Raw genomic sequence first — 18,194 nt, forward strand, 5'->3', positions numbered from 1 at the left:
GCTTGCGCTACCGAAAGCTGCACCCGCTGCCCTTCTTTCGTGCGCGCGTGCCGAATTCGTGCGCGGCTCGTGTCAGCTGTGCGGCGGCCGCGGGCGTGTGGCGCGCAGGCCGTCGGCCGTGAGGATGTCGTACACGCGGCGCGGGTGGTCCAGATCCGCCGGCTCGAGACGAGAGAATCCGCGCACCTCGCGACGGATCTCGTTCTCGCGGTTCTTCTCGTCGATCGCGATTTCGGCCGCATCCCGATCCGGACCGAACTCCGGGCTGCGGTACTTTCCGCGGCCGTCGAGCTCGAGCCAGTGATCCTCCTCGGGAAAGTAGAGATCGCCGAACACGAGGCGCCCGCTGCGCAGGACCCGCCTCTCCTGCAGGCGGGGCAGCGGAAAGCCGAGGGCGATGACGAGAAGGCGCAGCTGCGTTTCGCGCACGTTGTCGGAGAGAGCGTCGGATGCCGCGAGCGCGCGCCTCGCGCGGGCATCGCCCCGGCGCGGACCGTTCGCATCCATGAGCGCGAGGATCTCGCTCCGGTCCGTCAAGGCGCCCGAGAGCCGGCGTGTGGAGATCGCGCGGTCGATGGCCGTCACGGCCGGAACGAAGGGCAGGCAGCGCGCCAGGTCGAGAGCGGTCTGCGCCGGCGTGGTCACCTCGTGCGCTCCGAAACCGACTGTCGCCACACCGTCGAGACCCAATGCGCGGCGGCGGATCGCGCCGCCGGAACGTCCGCCCGAGGCGCGGGGTGTCGTCAGGTCCACGAGCGTCGGCCATGCGCCCAGGACATCTATCCCCCACACGGCCGCGGCGGAGAAGTGCGAAACGACGACCGCGGCATCCAGTCTCGCCACGACCTCCTCGACGCGAACTCGGTGCTGTTGCCGCGGCGTGAGGCTCGCCCACTCCGCTCCGCGCGCGTAGGCGCCGGGCGCGACACGGCACCATGCTCCCGCGCGCACGTGCGCGCGGAGCCGGCGGTAGTCAGGCGCGTCCATCAGATCGCGACGCCGCACGATGCGGATATCGGGCGTAGGAGTCATGCGCACACTGTGCGGCGCGAAGCGGCGCGCCCGGCGGGCTTCTCGCGGATCTGTGGACAGACTCGCGTTCTCTCACGCTGTGGATGAGTCGACGGGCGATCGCGGCTGCGCTGTCCCAAACTGCGCGCGCTGCACATCTTTCACACGCGTGCACAGCTTTCGTGCGCGCGAGAAGATCGCGGGGTGTGGCGTCGGCCGAGCGACCGCGCTCCCAGCCCACGCCGCGAGCTCGTGCCGTACAATCGATCGCACAATGGACGACCCTCCTAGTTGCAGACGATCGCCCCACCGACCCTCCTCGACCGTGATCGGGGGTGACGTGTGATGGATTACGTCATGTTGGGCGTGGGGCTCCTGCTCACCATCGGGACCGGTTTGTTCGTCGCGAGCGAGTTCGCGCTCGTGAACCTCGACCGGGCCGATCTCGAAGCTCGCCAGGCGGCGGGCGAGTCGCGGCTGTCGCTGACGATCTCCGCCCTGAGAATCACCTCGACCCACCTCTCCAGCGCGCAGCTCGGCATCACGCTGACCACGCTTCTCACCGGTTACACGATGGAGCCGGCGCTCTCGAACCTGATGAGCCCCCTGTTCACCGCGTGGGGGATGCCGGATGCCGCGGGTCGCGCGATCTCGACGGTCGTCGCGATCTCCATCGCGACGATGTTCTCGATGATTCTCGGCGAACTCGTGCCGAAGAACTTCGCGCTCGCGATCCCGCGGCAGACCGCAAAGCTCGTGATGCCCTTCCAGGTCGGCTTCACGACGGTGTTCCGCCCGGCGATCGCGGTCTTGAACGGCAGCGCCAACGGCATCCTCCGCGGCATGGGGATCGAGCCCAAGGAGGAGCTGTCCGGCGCTCGAACGGCGGAGGAACTCTCGAGCCTCGTCCGACGCTCCGCGAGCGCGGGCGTCCTCGAACAGGACACCGCATCGCTCCTCAACCGCACCCTGACCTTCGCCCGACTCACGACGGCCGACGTCATGACGCCGCGCCCGTCGATCCACGCGGTCGCCGCCGGCGACAGCGTGGAGGACGTCATCCAGCTCGCGCGCCGCACGGGGCACAGCCGGTTCCCGGTCTACGACGAGTCGATGGACGACATCACGGGCATCGCACATCTCAAGCAGGCGGTGAGCGTGCCGCGGGACCGCCGCGGAGACGTCCCCGCCGCTGCGATCGCCGAGGAGCCCCTGCGGGTGCCCGAAGCGGTGCACCTGGATGCCGTCATGGCGGAGCTGCGCGCGAAGGGGTATCAGATGGCGATCGTCGTCGACGAGTACGGCGGCACGGCCGGCGTCGTCACGCTCGAAGACCTCGTCGAGGAGATCGTCGGCGAGGTGCTCGACGAGCACGACCGCTCCCGCGCCGGAATCGTTCGTCTCGCGGACGCTGTCGTGTTCCCGGGTGAGCTCCGCCCCGACGAGGTGCTCGACCGCACCGGGATCCGCGTGCCCGAAGGGGACGTCTACGACACTGTCGGGGGATTCCTCATGTCGACGCTCGAGCGGATCCCCGTCGTCGGCGACACCGCCGAGATCGAGGACGGCACGCTCGAAGTGGCGCGCATGGACGGTCGCCGCGTCGACCGCGTGAAGTTCACCCCGCGCCCTCTGCCCGACGGATTGGATGCCGCCGCGCGCGCCGATGCCGACGGGCGCTCGACCGCGAAGGGGGGTGAGCGGCGATGAACGACTGGGCCGGAATCGCATGGCTGATCGTGCTGCTCGCGTTCAACGCGTTCTTCGTCGGCGCGGAGTTCGCCGTCATCTCCGCGCGCCGCTCCCAGATCGAGCCGCTCGCCGAGCGGGGTTCCAAGACCGCGAAGACGGCGCTGTACGCCATGGAGCACGCGACGCTCATGCTCGCGACGTGCCAGCTCGGCATCACGATCTGTTCGCTTCTGATCCTGAACGTCTCCGAGCCCGCCATCCACCATCTCTTGGAAGGCCCGCTGGGTCTTACGGGGTGGAGCGAAGCGGTCATCGGCGGCGTCGCGTTCGCGATCGCGCTCGTGGTCGTGTCGTACCTGCACGTCGTCTTCGGCGAGATGGTGCCGAAGAACCTCGCGTTCTCGCTGCCCGACCGCGCGGTGCTGCTGCTCGCGACGCCGCTCGTGTGGTGCTCGAAGCTGTTCTACCCGATCATCGCGGCGCTCAACTGGATCGCCAACCACGTCGTGCGGCTCTTCCGCGTCGAACCGAGGAACGAGGCGGCATCCACGTTCACGCTCGACGAGGTCGCGACGATCGTCGCGCAGTCGCGCATGGAAGGCGTTCTCGACGACGCCTCGGGTGCCGTGACGGCGGCCGTGGAGTTCACCGACAAGAAGGCGCGGGATGTCGCCGTCCCGCTCGGCGAGCTCGTCACTCTCCCGGAGCGCACGACGCCCGACGAGATCGAGCGCGCCGTCGCGAAGCACGGCTTCTCGCGTTACGTCGTCGTGGATGGTGCGGGCGCACCCCTCGGCTATGTGCACCTGAAGGACGTGCTGCGCGCGGCCGAGGGACCGGATGCCGAGGCGAACCTCGCCGAGCCGATCCAGCCCAAGCGCATCCACCACATGGTGCCGGTGGCCGAGTCGACCGACCTCGAGGACGCCCTCGCCCTCATGCGGCGCTCGAGCCGACACCTCGCGCAGGTGCGCGACGAGACGGGTGCCGTGACCGGCGTGCTGTTCCTCGAGGACATCATCGAGGAGCTCGTCGGCGAGGTGCACGACGCGACGCGCCGCGGCTTCTGACGCGCGGCCCGCCGCTGCTGATCAGCGGCGGGGGAGCGCGCGCTGGTACTGCACGGGCCAGAGGGTGGAGGTGACGGCGGATCCCTCACCGAGCTCGACCGAGGCGCGAAGGCCGAAGTGCGGGTCGCGCAGCCACTCACGGCCTGCGAGGATCACGTCCGCGTCACCCGCCGCGAGGATGGCCTCAGCCTGCGGGCCCGAGGTGATCTCGCCGACGGCGCCGACCGTGACCTCGGCATCCCGTCGCACTGCGGTGGCCTGCGGCACCTGGTAGCCGGGGCCCGTGACGATCTTCTGGTGGGCGACGAGGCCACCGCTTGACACGTCGAAGAACGCGGCACCGCGCTCGGCGGCCCAGCGCGCGACCGCCGCGGTCTGCTCCTCGTTCCATCCGCCCTCGGCCCAATCGGTCGCCGAGAAGCGCACTGTCACGAGGGCACCGGGCGCCGCGGCGCGGACGACGTCGACGACGCGCAGCAGGAGGCGGGCGCGGTTCTCGAGCGAGCCGCCGTATTCGTCGGCGCGAAGGTTCGACAGGGGCGAGAGGAACTGGTGCAGCAGGTAGCCGTGGGCGGCGTGGAGCTCGAGCATCTCGAACCCGGCTGCGACGGCGCGCACCGCCGCGGCCGCGAATGCGTCGACCACGGCGTCGATACCCGCGAGATCGAGTGCGACCGGCTCCGCGAAGCCGTCGAAGGCGATTGCCGAAGGGGCGACGGTCTGCCAGCCCCCGTCCGCCTCGGGAACGGAGCCGCGGTGACCGGCGAACGGCGACCACGTCGACGCCTTGCGACCCGCGTGGGCGAGCTGGATGCCGGGGAGCGCGCCGCGCGCGCGGATGGCCGCGGCGATGGGAGCCCAGGCATCCCGCTGCGCGTCGTTCCAGAGGCCCACATCCTCGGGCGAGATGCGCCCCTCGGGCGTCACCGCGGTCGCCTCGGCGATGACGACGCCCGCGCCGCCGGAGGCGAACTGCGCGAGGTGGACGTGATGCCAGTCGTTCGGCATGCCGTCCTGTGCGGAATGCTGGCACATCGGCGCGACCCACAGCCGATTGCGGATCGTACGGCCGTCGAGGTCGATCGGGGTGAACAGCAGGCTCATGCGGACGTCCTCAGGGGTGTCGGGGTGGGGAGTGCGGCGCTCTCTGTCGCCCGCGGGTAGGGTGGCGCCCATGACGCCGGAGACCCACGCGTGGACGACCGCCGATGCGGCGGCGCACCTGAGAAGACCAACCGCCTCCGACGACAAGTATTCCCGCGGCGTCGTCGGCGTGCGGACGGGCTCCGACCGCTACCCCGGCGCTGCGGTGCTCGGGGTCGAGGCGGCGCACCGCACCGGTGCCGGAATGGTGCGCTACATCGGCCCCGCGCGGGCGGAGGATCTCGTCCTGGCGCGCCGGCCCGAAACAGTGACGGGCGCGGGACGAGTTCAGGCGTGGCTCGTCGGCTCGGGGACGGATGCCGCCGCCCGCACTGTCACCGAGACCGAGGCCCTGCGGGCCCTCTTCGGTGGGGAGGCGCCGATCGTCGTCGACGCCGGGGCGCTCGACCTCGTTCCCGGACGCGACGCAGCGGCGCCCGTCGTCGTCACCCCGCACGCGAGCGAGCACGCGCGACTGCGCGAAATCGCGGGGCTCGGCCAGAACCGCGAATTTCACGGTGGGGGACTTCGGGGCGGCGCGTCCGACCGCGCGAGCGCTGCGGTCGAAACGGCGGCAGCGCTCGGCGTGACGGTGCTGCTGAAGGGGGCGCGCACGATCGTCGCCACCCCCGCGGGCGCGGTCCGTACGGTCGACGCGCCGACGTCGTGGTTGGCCGTGGCCGGCACGGGCGATGTGCTCGGCGGCATCCTCGGCGCGCTCGTGGCAGCCGCGTCCGCCGAGCGGCCGCTGGATGCCGAGGATCTCGGCCCGCTCGCAGCGACCGCCGCGCTCGTCCACGGGCATGCGGCGCGTGCCGCCTCCGCGGCGCGAGCCGGCGGCCCCATCACGGCCCTCGACGTCGCCGACGCGGTGCCGGCGACGATCGGCGCGCTGCTCGGCGGCTGACCACCGCGGCCCGCGCGTTGCCGCCCCGGGTGGCCGCTGCGCGCCTCCCTAGGATGGAGAGCGTGTCAAGGCGAGCGGTGCTGTGGACCCTCTTCGTGCTCGTCCACGCGTTCGTCGCTTGGCTCGGCTTCGCGCTGCCGAACGAGCCGATGGGCGATGTCTATCGGGTGTACGAGCCGTGGTCCACGCAGGCGCTCGAGGGGCGCGGCATCGTCGGCATCGCCGAGGCCTGGGTCTACCCGCAGCTCGCCCTCGTGCCGATGGTGCTCGCGCACGCGTTCGCCTGGATTGCCGGATACACGATCGGCTGGGCGCTGCTCGTGACGCTCATGGATGCCGTTGCCTTCGCCGTGCTCGTCGGGCGCGGTCGCTCTACGGGCCGCGTTGTCGCCGCGGGGTTCTGGCTCGCCTTCGTCCTGCTCGTCGGCCCGGTCGGGCTGTACCGCCTCGACGGCTTCACCGTGCCGATCGTGGTCCTCGCCTGCCTGTGGCTCGTCGGGCGACCGTGGGCCGCTGCCCTGCTGCTCGCGGCGGCGACGTGGATCAAGGTGTGGCCGGCCGCCGTACTCGCCGCGGCCGTGGTCGCGGTGCGCCGGCGCGCGGCGCTCATCGGCGGCGCCCTCGTGATCAGCGCGCTCACGATCGTCGCGGTCGTCGTCGCGGGAGGCGGCGCGCACGCGTTCGGCTTCGTCACCGAGCAGGCGACGCGGGGACTGCAAGTGGAGGCTCCGATCGCGACGCCGTACCTCTGGGGAGCCCTCCTCGGCATCCCGGGTTTCTCCGTCTACTACTCGTTCGACCTGCTCACCTTCCAGGTGACCGGCACCGAGATCGACCCGGTGATCGCCGCGATGACGCCCGTGCTGGTCGTCGCGATGCTTCTCATCGCGGGCCTCGGCGCGGTCGCCGCCGTCCGCGGGGTGCGCTTCGTGACGCTCTTCCCGACGCTGTCGACCGCGCTCGTGCTCGGCTTCATCGTCACGAACAAGGTCGGATCGCCGCAGTATCTCGTGTGGCTCGTGCCGTCGCTCGTCGCAGGGCTCGTCGTGCGGCGCGCGGCGTGGGTCGCGCCGGCGGTGCTCGCGCTTCTCGCCGCCGCGCTCACCCAGCTCGTCTATCCCGTGCTCTATGCCGGCATCCTCACTCCCGCGCCCCTCGCCGTCATCGTGCTGACGCTGCGGAACCTCGTCCTGATCGCCCTGTTCGTCTGGATCGTTGCGCGTCTCGTACGCGTGGCGATCGCCCCCACTCCGACACGTCCGGGAGGACCCCATGCTGATCGCCTTCTCCGTCGCGCCGAGCGGATCGCCGAGCGGTTCACCGAGCGGATCGCCGAGGCCGGCCGCTGACGGCTCGGTCCACGACGCCGTCGCAGCGGCCGTCGCCGTTGTCCGCGCCTCGGGCCTGCCGCACCGCACGACGTCGATGTTCACCGAGATCGAAGGGGAGTGGGACGAGGTCTTCGCCGTCGTGAAGGCGGCTACCGAGGCCGTCCTGCCCTTCGGGTCGCGCGTCTCGCTTGTACTCAAGGCGGACATCCGCCCCGGTCGCACGGGTGAACTCGACGGCAAGATCGAGCGGCTCGAGCAGGCGCTCACCGAGCGCGGCGACGCGGAGCCCGGCGCCCTCGCTGCCGCGGGCAGCCGGTAGCATGACCGGGTGACCTCCTCGACCCGCTCGAAGAGGGCGGCGACGATGGCGCTCCTCTCCCTCGCCATCGGTTCCTTCGGCATCGGCATGACCGAGTTCGTCGTGATGGGTCTGCTGCCGCAGATCTCCGCGGACCTGCTGCCGGATGCCTGGGCTTCGGACAGTGCCGACGCGATCGCCCGTACGGGCTGGCTCATCACGCTATACGCCCTCGGTGTCGTCGTCGGAGCGCCGACGATCGCGGCATCCGTCGCCAAGTATCCGCGCCACCGCGTGATGCTGATCCTCGCTGCCGCGCTGACCGCGTTCAACGCGCTGACCTTCGTCATGCCGACGTTCGAGCTGGTCGCCGTCTCGCGCTTCCTCGCGGGCCTCCCGCACGGCGCGTACTTCGGCATCGGTGCGCTCGTCGCGGCCGACGTCCTCGGCCCGGGCAAGCGTGCGCAGGGCGTGGCGTTCGTTCTGACGGGCCTCACCCTCGCCAACGTCGTGGGGGTCCCGGTGGGGACGGGCCTCGGCCAGCAGTTCGGATGGCGCGTCGCTTTCATGATCGTCGCGGCGATCTTCGCTCTCGCGGCCGTTCTCATCGCGCTCTTCGTCCCCGCGCACGCGGGGGACCCCGGGCGCACGCTCCGCGCCGAGCTCGGAGTCTTCCGCATCCCGCAGGTGTGGCTGACGCTCGGCATCGGGGCGATCGGGTTCGGCGGCTTCTTCGCCGCGTACAGCTACATCGCCTCGATCGTGACCGAGGTCGCGGGAAGCCCCGCATGGGTCGTGCCGATCGTCCTCGTCGTGATGGGAATCGGGATGACGATCGGCAATCTCCTCGGCGGACGGCTCGCCGACCGCGACCTCCGACGTACGCTGCTGTGGGGTTTGGGGGGTCTCGCCCTCGTGCAGGTCCTCCTCGCTCTCACGTGCGGCTGGATCGTCACTCTCGTCGTCTTCGTCTTCGGGGTCGGGGTCGTCTCATCGGCCCTCAGCCCCTCGATCCAGACGCGGCTCATGGATGTCGCGGGCGACAACCAGTCGATCGCGGCGGCGCTGAACCACTCCGCGCTCAACATCGGCAACGCGACGGGAGCCGCCCTCGGCGGTGCCGTGATCGCCGCGGGTCTCGGCTTCGTCGCCCCCGTCTGGGTCGGCGCGATCCTCGCGGCGGCGGGCCTCGTCATCGCGATGGCGAGCTTCCGCGCAGAGGCGCTCGCGCGGCAGAAAGCTGCGCACGCGCTCGTTCTTTCGTAGGCGCGCGCTGCTTTCGGCGGCGCGCGTCCTGCCACGCGAGCCTGGTACTCAGCTCGCGAGAAGCCGGCGCAGGTGGATGCCGACGGCATCCGTCTCGATGAGGAATCCGTCGTGGCCGAAGTCGCTCTGGAGGACGACGGTCGCCTCGTCGATCGTCGTCCGGATGCCGCGGAAGATCCGCTCCTGCCCATCGACGGGGAACAGGCGGTCGCTGTCGATGCCGAGGACGAGGGTCCGCGCAGTGACGCGCGCCAGGGCATCCTCCACGCCGCCGCGATCCCGGCCCACGTCGTGCGAGTTCATCGCCTCGACGAGCGTGAGGTAGCTGTTCGCGTCGAAGCGGCGAGTGAACTTGTTGCCGTGGAAGTCGAGGTAGCTTTCGACCGCGAATCGTCCGCCACCACCGAGCGGGCTCACTTCCGACTGCCAGGACCGTTGGAAGCGCAGGTTGAGCTCGACGGGGCTGCGGTAGTTCAGCAGCGCCATGCGGCGGGCGAGCGCGAGACCCCGGTGCGGGCCTTCGCCGTCGGCGGCGTCGTAGTACTCGCCGCCCGCGAAGCGCGGGTCCATGCGGATCGCTTCCAGCTGCGCCGAGTTCAGCGCGACCTGGTCTGCCGTCGTCGTCGGGGGAGCGGCGAGCACCGCGAGCCGTTCGACGCGGTCGGGGAGGCCCACGGCCCACTCGAGAGCGTGCATGCCGCCCATGGATCCGCCGATGACGGCCGCCCAGCGATCGACGCCCAGCGCGTCCGCGAGGGCGGCCTGGGCGGCGACCTGGTCGCGGATCGTGAGATACGGAAAGCGCGGTCCCCACTCGCGGCCGTCGGGCCCGATCGAGGCGGCACCGGTGGAGCCCTGGCATCCGCCGAGCATGTTCGGTGCGACGACGAACCAGCGGTCGGTGTCGATCGCGCAGCCCGGGCCGACGATGTCCTGCCACCAGCCGGCGGTGGGATGCCCCGGCCCCGCGTCGCCGCGGATGTGGCTGTCGCCCGTCAAGGCATGCAGGATCAGGACGGCGTTGGACGCATCGCTGTTCAGCTCGCCCCACGTCTCGTAGGCGAGCCGCGCGAACGGCAGGCTCTCGCCGTTCTCGGTGCGGAAAGCGCCCAGCAGCGCGAACCGGCGACCGCCGGCCGGGTCGCCGTCGCGCCATGCGCCGCTCGCGGGCGGGCGGGCGCGCAAGAGCCGTGCGTCGGCCTCGGAGATCGGGCCCGACGGCACCGTGTCTTCCGACGCCTGCCAGTCCATGGCATCCATTCTCGCCCGTCCGCGCTCCCGCCGACGGCGTGTTACGCGGCACGAACTCCGCAGAAACGCATGAACTCCGCAGCCGAGAGCAGTCTCGGCTGCGGAGTTCGCGACATCTTGCGGAGTTCATGAACCCCGGATGCCGGGCGTCAGGCGCGGGCGGCCTCGGAGACCCGGCGCGCGGCGGCGAGGGCCTGCGTGAGGTCGGCCTTCAGGTCCTCGACGTTCTCGAGGCCCACCGACAGGCGCACGAGGCCGGGCGTGACGCCCGTCGTGAGCTGCTGCTCGGGGGTGAGCTGCGAGTGCGTCGTGGATGCCGGGTGGATGACGAGTGAGCGCACGTCACCGATGTTCGCGAGGTGGCTGAAGAGCTCGAGTGCGTTGACGAACTCGCGTCCGGCCTCGACGCCGCCCTTGAGTTCGAACGACAGGACCGCGCCGACGCCCTTCGGGGCGTAGCGGTTCGCGGCCGCGTACCACGGCGATGTCGGCAGACCCGAGTAGTTCACCGACGCGATGTCGTCGTGGTTCTCGAGCCACTCGGCGATCTCCTGCGCGTTCTGCACGTGGCGCTCGACGCGCAGGGACAGCGTCTCGACCCCCTGGATCAGGTTCCACGCGCTCTGCGGTGAGATCGCCGCGCCGAGGTCGCGCAGCAGCTGCACGCGTGCCTTGATGATGTAGGCGAGGCCGTCGCCGACGGCGGCGGTGTACACCGCGCCGTGGTACGAGGGGTCGGGGGTCGTGAGACCCGGGAAGCGCTCGGAGTGCTGCGTCCACGGGAAGGTGCCGCCGTCGATGATCGCACCGCCGATGGTGGTGCCGTGGCCGCCGAGGAACTTCGTGACCGAGTGGACGACGATGTCGGCGCCGTGCTCGAACGGGCGCACGAGGTAGGGCGTCGCGATCGTGTTGTCGACGATGAGGGGCAGGCCCGCGTCGTGTGCCACGTCGGCGACGGAGCGGATGTCGAGGACGTTGATCTTGGGGTTGCCGATCGTCTCGGCGTAGAAGAGCTTGGTGTTGTCGCGGACGGCCCGGCGCCACTCCTCGGGGTCGTCCTGGTTCTCGACGAACGTGACCTCGATGCCGAGCTTGGCGAGGGTGTACTTGAAGAGGTTGTACGTGCCGCCGTAGATCGACGACGACGAGACGAAGTGGTCGCCCGCCTCGGCGATGTTGAGCACCGCGAAGGTCGACGCGGCCTGACCGCTGGAGAGCACGAGGGCGCCGGTGCCGCCTTCCAGGGCGGCCAGACGCTGCTCCAGGACATCCTGCGTCGGGTTCTGGATGCGGGTGTAGATGTTGCCGAACTCGGCGAGGGCGAAGAGGTTCGCGGCGTGGTCGGCGTTGTCGAACACGTACGACGTGGTCTGGTAGATCGGGGTCGCGCGGGCCTTCGTGACCGGGTCCGGCGCGGCGCCGGCGTGGATCTGCTTGGTCTCGAAACGCCAGGTGTCGGATGCGGACATGTCGTGCTCCTGCGGGGTGAGTCGGGTGATCGGGTGGTCGGCGGCCGGTGGATGCCGGGGCCACGACCGACAGTACGGTCGGAGCCGCGTGTCAACAACGATCGGGAAATGTGACGTCACAATCCGCACCGCCGAGCCGGGTAGCGTGGGGGACATGACGACGCCGGCGACGCAGAACAGAAGAGCAGTGGTGACCGGAGCGAGCTCGGGCATCGGCGAGGCGGTGGTGCGGGCGCTCCGGGCGACGGGCTGGGACGTCGTCGGCGTCGCGCGTCGCGCGGACCGGCTCGATGCTCTGGATGCCGAGGTCGGTTCGGCCTCGTTCGCCGCCGACCTCAGCCGAGAGGCCGACGTCGCCGCGCTCGCGGAGCACCTGGCATCCACCGGCGACGTGCACGCCCTCGTCCACGTCGCCGGTGGTGCGCGGGGCACCGATCGCGTCGAGGACGGCAAGCCCGACGACTGGCGGTGGATGTTCGAGGTGAACGTGCTGTCGGCGCAGCTCGTGACGGCGGCCCTGCTTCCGCTGCTGCGGGAGGGGATCCGCGCGGGAGGCGGCCACGCCGACACGCTGTACGTCACGTCGACGGCCGCGCAGACCGCCTACCCGGGTGGCGCGGGCTACAACGCCGCGAAAGCAGGGGAGGCGATGCTCGTGCACGCGCTGCGGCTCGAGCTGAACGGCGAGCCGATCCGGGTCACCGAGGTCGCGCCCGGCATGGTCTTCACGCCCGAGTTCACCCTCAATCGTCTCGGTGGCGACCAGGTCGCCGCAGAGCAGGTCTACGACGGGGTGGACCAGCCGCTCGTGGCATCCGATGTCGCCGACGTCATCGCGTTTGCGTTGAACGCCCCCGGCCACGTCAACCTCGACCTCGTGACCATGCGCCCGGTCGCCCAGTCGGCGCAGCACCTGCTCGCGCGCGGGCCGCTGCGCGCTCGCGGCTGACGTCTGCGGAGCCCGGTGTTAGGCGGGCGGTGTCAGGCGGGCGGCGCGTCGGCGAAGGCGACCTTCGGGACGAAGAAGAGCAGCACCGCGGCGAGGAAGCCGCCGGCGGCGCAGATCGCCCAGACGGTCAGGTACCCGCCGAGGGATGCCGCGGTCTGCGATGCGACCGCTCCCGCCCCGGCTGCGAGGACGACGCCGAACACGGCGGAGGAGAACGTTCCCCCGATCGTCTTCGTCGTGTTCGTGAGCGCCGAGGCGATGCCGGTCTGCCCCGTGGGGGCGGCGGCCGCAGCGGCCGCCGGCAGTGCCCCGACGAGCGCGCCGCAGCCGAGACCGGCGATGCAGAGGTTCAGGAGCACCTGCCACAGCTCCAGGTGGAAGGGCAGGAAGAGGGCGTACCCGACACCGACGAGTGCGGCCGCGACGATGAGCACGATGCGCGGGCTCAGCCGTCGTGACGTGAGCGCGAAGACGACCGCGCCCACGATGAGAGAGACGAGGTAGACCCCGATGATATTGGAGCGCTCGGTGGCATCCAGCCCCAGGCCGTAACCGAGAGAGCGATCCGTGCCGGCGTAGGTCGAGAGGGGACCCTGCGCGCCCAGCAGGCTGATGCCGACGAGGAACGCCGTCGCCTGCACGGGCCACATCTCCGGCCTCCTCAGTACGCGGATGTCGATCGCCGGGTCCTTCTGACGCAGCTCGTAGCGCACGAACCAGACGAACACGCCGAGCCCGGCCACGACCAGCGCGACGACCCACGCCCACGCGCTCGCACCGAGCGACATCTCGCCGATCATGCGCATCCATGCGAGACCACCCGTCACGAGCAGGAGCCCCCACGCGAGGATCACGAAGCCCCACGTGTCGAGTGATCGTCCCGCCTCGGGAGTCGACTCGGGGACGCCGAACCAGATGACGAGCGCGATGAGGGTCACCGCGATCGCCGGCACCATGAGCGTCGTCGTGAGATTCTCGTTCGTCGCGGTGAAGATGCGACCCGCGGCGAGGGCGCCGATGATGGCGCCCGCCTGGAGCCCGACGACGAGCAGGCCCGCCGCGCGTCGCGTCGTCGACACCCCGCGGCTCTGCCGTCGGCCGCGCTCGAAGATCAGCGCGATCTCGAGCGGTAGCCACACGACGTAGAACCCCTGCAGCGCCCACGCGACGAGGAAGGACCAGAACGACGTCGCGAACGCGAGCCACCAGGTCGCGCCGGCCGTCAGGATCGCGGCGATCAGCAGGATCTTCTTGTGCCCGTACATGTCGCCGAGCTTCGCGAGGATCGGGACGACGAGAGCCGAGAGCAGCAGCTGCGACGCCTCGAACCAGTTGACGTCCGAATCGTGGATGCCGAGTTTGACGACGATGTCGCTGAACAGCGGCACGTAGTAGCCCTGCAGAATGCCGGAGACGAGCTCGACGAGCACGAACCAGCCGATGAGGCCCGCGGTGACGCCCACGGCGGACGAACGGAGGGCAGCGGTCGTGGCCGCGGCGGAACGCGGAGTCGGCATCTTCGGCACGGCGTTCAGTCTAGGTTGGAAGCGTGACACACGACGATGCCTCCTCGGACCGCGAAATCCTCACCTGGGACGGGTTCGGCACGGCCACCCGTGACCTCTCCCGGGCGATCGTCCGGGACGGCTTCGCGCCGGACGTCGTCGTCGCGATCGCGCGCGGCGGTCTGCTCCCCGCGGGTGCGATCGCCTACGGCCTCGGCGTGAAGAGCTGCGGCGCGCTCAACGTCGAGTTCTACACCGGCATCGGCACCGTCCTGGAGGCACCCGCGCTCCTTCCCCCCGACCTCGACCTCGGGTACCTCCCCGGCAAGCGCGTCCTCCTCGTCGACGACGTCGCCGACTCGGGGCGCACCCTCGCGCTCGCCGTCACCATGCTGGAAGACGCGGGCGCCGACGTCCGCTCGGTGTGCATCTACATCAAGCCGGGCTCGGTGGCATCCCCCGACTACTCGTGGCGCGAGACCGACCGCTGGATCGACTTCCCCTGGTCGGCGCGCGGCACGGTCACCGAGGAGGATGCCGGGGCGACGTCGCACTCGGGCGCCAGCGCCTGATGGCGAAGACTCTCGACGAGCTCGCGGGGGCGGGACTCATCGACGCGGGGTGGGCCGAGGCGCTCGCACCCGTCGCCTCGGACATCGCCGCGCTCGGCGAGCGGCTGCGCGCCGAGACCGTCGCGGGGCGGCAGTACCTACCGGCGGGTGACCTCGTCCTTCGCGCCTTCTCGCGGCCGCTGCGCGACGTCACGGTGCTCATCGTCGGTCAGGATCCGTACCCGACTCCCGGGCACCCGATCGGCCTGTCGTTCGCGGTCGACGCGCACGTGCGTCCGCTGCCCCGGAGCCTGCAGAGCATCTACCGCGAGCTCGCCGACGACCTCGGCATCCCGCCCGCGCCCCACGGCGACCTCTCGGCGTGGAGCGACCAGGGAGTCATGCTTCTCAACCGCGTGCTCACGGTCGCCCCCGGGGCGCCGGCATCCCACCGCGGATGGGGGTGGGAGAAGGTGACCGAGCATGCGATCCGCACGCTCGCCGCGCGCGAGGCGCCGCTCGTCGCGATCCTCTGGGGGCGGGATGCCGCGAACCTGCGACCACTGCTCGGCACGACGCCGATCATCGAGTCCGCCCACCCCTCGCCGCTCTCGGCGAGCCGGGGCTTTTTCGGGTCCCGGCCGTTCTCGCGCGCGAATGCGCTCCTCGAGGAGCAGGGCGCGAGTGCCGTGGACTGGCGCGTAGGCTGACGCGCATGCTGGAAGAGGAGTACGAGAAGACACGTCGGCGTCTGCCCGCGCACCTGCGGCGCGTCGAGGCCGAGCGCCCGTTCTCGTACGAGATCCGCCCTGTGCGCGCGAGCGACATCCCCGACATCCGCGAGATCTACAACCACTACGTCACGAACTCGGTCGTCACCTTCGACGAGAAGAAGTGGACGCTGAAGCAGTGGCGCGAGAAAGTCGAGTTCCTGCAGAAGCTCGACATGCCGTTTCTCGTCGCAGAGGGGCCCAGCGGGCAGATCCTCGGCTACGCGCTCGTGCAGCCGATGTCGGTGAAGTCCGCGTTCCGCTACAGCGTCGAGAACTCCATCTACCTCGGGCAGGCGGCGACGGGCAAAGGTCTCGGGAAGGCGCTGCTCGTCGCGCTCATCGCCGCGTCGGAGGAGGCGGGCATCCACCAGATGGTCGCGGTCATCAGCGATAAGGGCGCGGAATCGTCGATCGCGCTGCACGAGAAGCTCGGCTTCGTCGAGGTGGGGCGGATGGGCCGCGTCGGATTCAAGTTCGGTCGCTGGCTGGGCACGATCTATCTGCAGCGGCAGCTCAAGCCGGTGAAGAAGAAGCGTGGGTTCGGCCGGCGCTGAGGGGGATCGGCGGGTGCGTGAATACGTCGCCCAGTGGTCGAGCCCTGCGTGGCGGGCCGAGATGGAGGCCTGGATCGAGGAGGCGCTCGCCGCCCGCGGCGAGCATGTGGTGGCGGTGCGCGAGGGGCGCGTGCGGGGGTGGGGGGTCACGCTCGTCGCCGAGACCCTCGAAGGAATCTACTGGGCGAAGGAGGGTCATCCGGCCACGCCGCGCGAGCCCGCCGTGCTGGAGTGGCTCGCCGCGGCCGCACCCGAACGCCTGGTGCCGATCGTGCGGCTGGATGCTTCGACCCGTCGTGTGCTGAGCGCCGACGCGGGCCCGACGCTGTCGGTGCGCCGACGCAACACCGGGGTGCCCGACGACGATCAGACCGAGGCGATCCGTCTCGCCGGGGCGATCGGTGCGCTGCAGAGCGACGTCGCGGCGACGGTTGGCGCGGCGACGGTGATGGGTGTTCCCCGTATCGATCTGCGTGACCCCGAGCGGGAGGTCGAGTCCCGTCTCGAGCGCGCGGGCGCGCTGGATGCCGATCATCCGTTCTTCCTGTCGGCGGACGAGCGCCGTGAGATCCGGGCGCGCTACCCGCTGTTGCGCGACCTCGCCGCGCGCCTCGGCGACGTGCCCGACTCGCTCGAGCACAACGACCTGCACCTCGGGAACGCCTTCGACGTGGGCGGGACTGTGAGGATCGGCGACTTCGGCGACAGCGTGATCTCGCACCCCTTCGCCTCGATGCGGGTGCTCCTGGCATCCGCCGCGCGTATGGGACTGCCGTTCGAGCCGCTCGTCGAGGCATACCTCGACGCCTGGAACGGTGCCGACGCGGGTGGGGCTGCCGATGCGCGCGCTGCCCTCGATGCCGCGACGCGGCTCGCCGCGATACAGCGATTCGACCTGTGGATCCACATCGGCGCGGTCACGCCACGGGATCAGGTCGAGGAGTGGGTCCCGTACGCCCGGCCGCTGCTCCGTCAGATCGGCGCTCCGCTCGCGGAACTCACCGAGTTCTGACACCGCCGTCCGAACCGGACCGGACGGCGTCGATGAGGGCCCGCCACGCACCGGCTGCTCCCGATTCGTCGATCAGCGCGGAGCGCACGCCGTCGGGGGTGCGCGCCGAGATCTCCCACGTGAAGCGGTCCGCCCCGCGGGATGCGCCCGGCGGATCAGCGTGCGCGCACTCACTCCAGGGGCACCGGTCGACGAGTCGGCGCAGTTCGTCCGCGTCGTCGCCGAAGGCCTCGAGCTGCCATCGGCGACTCATCCCGGCGATACCGCCCGACCGGACGACGTGCACCGACACCCCGCGATCGCGGGGTGCGATGTCGCGGCGTGTGTCAGTCTGCTTCGCCACCGTTCGTCACGCCGACGGCGCCCCACGCGGTGCGGACGGCGGCGACCTCCTCCGAGTCCTCACCGTACTCCCGCTGCGCGGTCTGCGCGGTCGCGGCGGCGAACGCCGCGAAGTCGGCGGTGCGCGAGAGCGTGCCGCCGGTGACGGTCAGGTACCAGATGCGGCCGGCCCGCTCCCACGCGTGCCCGCCGAGAGCCGTGGCGACGAGTTCGAAAGCCTTGTTCGGGATGCCGGAGTTGATGTGCACCCCGCCGTTGTCCTCGCTCGTCGCGACGTAGTCGCGCATGTGTGCGGGCTGCGGGTCACGCCCGAGCACGTCGTCGTCGTACGCCGTGCCGGGCGCCTTCATGGATCGCAGCGCCACCCCCTGGACGGCTTCGGTGAAGATGCCGGCGCCGATCAGCCACGACGCCTCGCCGGCGGTCTGACCCTGCGCATGCTGCTCGGTGAGCGCGCCGAACACGTCGGCGACCGATTCGTTCAGAGCGCCCGACTGTCCCTGGTACTCGAGCCCGCCGCCCGCTTCGACGACACCGTGACCCAGTTCGTGCGCGATGACGCTGAGCGAGCCGGTGAACCCGGCGAACACCTCGCCGTCGCCGTCGCCGAAGACCATGCGCTCGCCGTTCCAGAAGGCGTTGTCGTACTTCTCGCCGTAGTGCACGGTCGCTTCGAGCGTGCCTCCGGCTCCGTCGACCCCGGCGCGCGAGAAGGCGTCCCAGAAGAAGGCGAAGGTCTCGCCGAGCCCGTCGGATGCCTGGTTCACCGCGGCATCCGCCGACGGCGGGTCGTCCTCCGACCGTACGCGCGTGCCGGGCAGACGTTCGCGGCCCTGAGCGTCGGAGATGACGCGATCGGGCGCAGGGGTGCCTGCGAAGACGAGTGCGTCGCCGTCGACCGTGACATCGAGGTTCACGCGCGTGCGGTGGTACTCGCGCGTCACGGCGAGCGTCGCCCGGGCCGCCTCGGCGGCGCGCGCCAAGTGCGGGGCGGAGGTGTCGGCGAGCCGCGAGAGCAGGTAGGGGGGGACGATCGCGTGCATGGCGCTCACCCTACGCCGCCCCTC

General features: G+C 70.9%; 18 protein-coding genes. 11 read left to right on the forward strand and 7 right to left on the reverse strand.

The features are described from left to right. Positions 1-72: 72 nt before the first annotated feature. Entirely contained in the window at positions 73-1,032 is a 960-nt protein-coding gene (locus WFI52_RS04885) for a hypothetical protein (protein ID WP_336625846.1), read from the reverse strand. A 324-nt stretch (positions 1,033-1,356) separates the two neighbouring features. On the opposite strand from WFI52_RS04885, the gene WFI52_RS04890 reads away from it, so the two are divergent. Beyond that, positions 1,357-2,721, forward strand: coding sequence for a hemolysin family protein (locus WFI52_RS04890; protein WP_336625845.1), 1,365 nt, complete (start codon positions 1,357-1,359; stop codon positions 2,719-2,721). Then, positions 2,718-3,773, forward strand: coding sequence for a hemolysin family protein (locus tag WFI52_RS04895; protein ID WP_336625844.1), 1,056 nt, complete (start codon positions 2,718-2,720; stop codon positions 3,771-3,773). The genes WFI52_RS04890 and WFI52_RS04895 overlap by 4 nt, the downstream gene beginning before the upstream one ends. Before the next feature lie 21 nt (positions 3,774-3,794). Here the strand turns inward: WFI52_RS04895 and WFI52_RS04900 are convergent, their stop codons facing one another. Next, positions 3,795-4,877: an NADH:flavin oxidoreductase/NADH oxidase gene (locus WFI52_RS04900; protein WP_336625843.1), complete on the reverse strand. Its 1,083-nt coding sequence runs from the start codon at positions 4,875-4,877 to the stop codon at positions 3,795-3,797. A 70-nt stretch (positions 4,878-4,947) separates the two neighbouring features. Here WFI52_RS04900 and WFI52_RS04905 point away from each other — a divergent pair, with 70 nt between their 5' ends. From WFI52_RS04905 to WFI52_RS04920, 4 genes are all read left to right on the forward strand, one after another. After that, complete coding sequence (locus tag WFI52_RS04905; RefSeq protein ID WP_336625842.1) at positions 4,948-5,823, forward strand: ADP-dependent NAD(P)H-hydrate dehydratase; 876 nt, start codon at positions 4,948-4,950, stop codon at positions 5,821-5,823. Positions 5,824-5,885: 62 nt separating this feature from the next. Further along, positions 5,886-7,172: a hypothetical protein gene (locus WFI52_RS04910; RefSeq protein WP_336625841.1), complete on the forward strand. Its 1,287-nt coding sequence runs from the start codon at positions 5,886-5,888 to the stop codon at positions 7,170-7,172. Further along, on the forward strand, positions 7,096-7,473 hold the full coding sequence (locus WFI52_RS04915; protein WP_336625840.1) for a thiamine-binding protein: 378 nt from the start codon (positions 7,096-7,098) through the stop codon (positions 7,471-7,473). The genes WFI52_RS04910 and WFI52_RS04915 overlap by 77 nt, the downstream gene beginning before the upstream one ends. 45 nt (positions 7,474-7,518) lie before the next feature. After that, positions 7,519-8,718, forward strand: a complete 1,200-nt coding sequence (locus WFI52_RS04920) for an MFS transporter (RefSeq protein WP_442927703.1) — start codon at positions 7,519-7,521, stop codon at positions 8,716-8,718. A gap of 48 nt (positions 8,719-8,766) precedes the next feature. On the opposite strand, the gene metX is transcribed toward WFI52_RS04920, so the two are convergent. Together metX and WFI52_RS04930 are read right to left on the reverse strand one after the other, a co-directional pair. After that, positions 8,767-9,969: a homoserine O-acetyltransferase MetX gene (gene metX / locus WFI52_RS04925; RefSeq protein ID WP_336625838.1), complete on the reverse strand. Its 1,203-nt coding sequence runs from the start codon at positions 9,967-9,969 to the stop codon at positions 8,767-8,769. Positions 9,970-10,118: 149 nt separating this feature from the next. Then, a complete protein-coding gene (locus WFI52_RS04930; protein WP_336625837.1) occupies positions 10,119-11,441 on the reverse strand; it encodes a bifunctional o-acetylhomoserine/o-acetylserine sulfhydrylase in 1,323 nt (440 codons plus the stop codon). Between the two features lie 154 nt (positions 11,442-11,595). Between WFI52_RS04930 and WFI52_RS04935 the strand changes: the two genes are divergently transcribed. Next, entirely contained in the window at positions 11,596-12,390 is a 795-nt protein-coding gene (locus WFI52_RS04935) for an SDR family oxidoreductase (protein ID WP_336625836.1), read from the forward strand. A gap of 32 nt (positions 12,391-12,422) precedes the next feature. On the opposite strand, the gene WFI52_RS04940 is transcribed toward WFI52_RS04935, so the two are convergent. Then, entirely contained in the window at positions 12,423-13,907 is a 1,485-nt protein-coding gene (locus WFI52_RS04940; protein ID WP_336626084.1) for an MFS transporter, read from the reverse strand. Between the two features lie 32 nt (positions 13,908-13,939). On the opposite strand from WFI52_RS04940, the gene WFI52_RS04945 reads away from it, so the two are divergent. Genes WFI52_RS04945 through WFI52_RS04960 form a run of 4 tightly spaced genes read left to right on the forward strand, consistent with a single transcriptional unit; the run spans position 13,940 to position 16,785 of the window. Continuing rightward, positions 13,940-14,467, forward strand: coding sequence for a phosphoribosyltransferase (locus tag WFI52_RS04945; protein ID WP_336625835.1), 528 nt, complete (start codon positions 13,940-13,942; stop codon positions 14,465-14,467). Then, on the forward strand, positions 14,467-15,156 hold the full coding sequence (locus WFI52_RS04950) for a uracil-DNA glycosylase (RefSeq protein ID WP_336625834.1): 690 nt from the start codon (positions 14,467-14,469) through the stop codon (positions 15,154-15,156). Before WFI52_RS04945 ends, WFI52_RS04950 begins: the two co-directional genes overlap by 1 nt. Positions 15,157-15,161: 5 nt before the next feature. Further along, a complete protein-coding gene (locus tag WFI52_RS04955; protein ID WP_336625833.1) occupies positions 15,162-15,773 on the forward strand; it encodes a GNAT family N-acetyltransferase in 612 nt (203 codons plus the stop codon). A gap of 13 nt (positions 15,774-15,786) precedes the next feature. Then, a complete protein-coding gene (locus WFI52_RS04960) occupies positions 15,787-16,785 on the forward strand; it encodes a hypothetical protein (protein ID WP_336625832.1) in 999 nt (332 codons plus the stop codon). On the opposite strand, the gene WFI52_RS04965 is transcribed toward WFI52_RS04960, so the two are convergent. Beyond that, positions 16,772-17,128, reverse strand: a complete 357-nt coding sequence (locus WFI52_RS04965) for a protealysin inhibitor emfourin (RefSeq protein WP_336625831.1) — start codon at positions 17,126-17,128, stop codon at positions 16,772-16,774. The two genes, WFI52_RS04960 and WFI52_RS04965, sit on opposite strands and share 14 nt — an antisense overlap. Next, a complete protein-coding gene (locus tag WFI52_RS04970) occupies positions 17,112-18,170 on the reverse strand; it encodes a M4 family metallopeptidase (protein WP_336625830.1) in 1,059 nt (352 codons plus the stop codon). Before WFI52_RS04970 ends, WFI52_RS04965 begins: the two co-directional genes overlap by 17 nt. Positions 18,171-18,194 lie beyond the last annotated feature (24 nt).

It is taken from the genome of Microbacterium sp. MMO-20 (genome assembly GCF_037147735.1).
GTDB lineage: Bacteria > Actinomycetota > Actinomycetes > Actinomycetales > Microbacteriaceae > Microbacterium.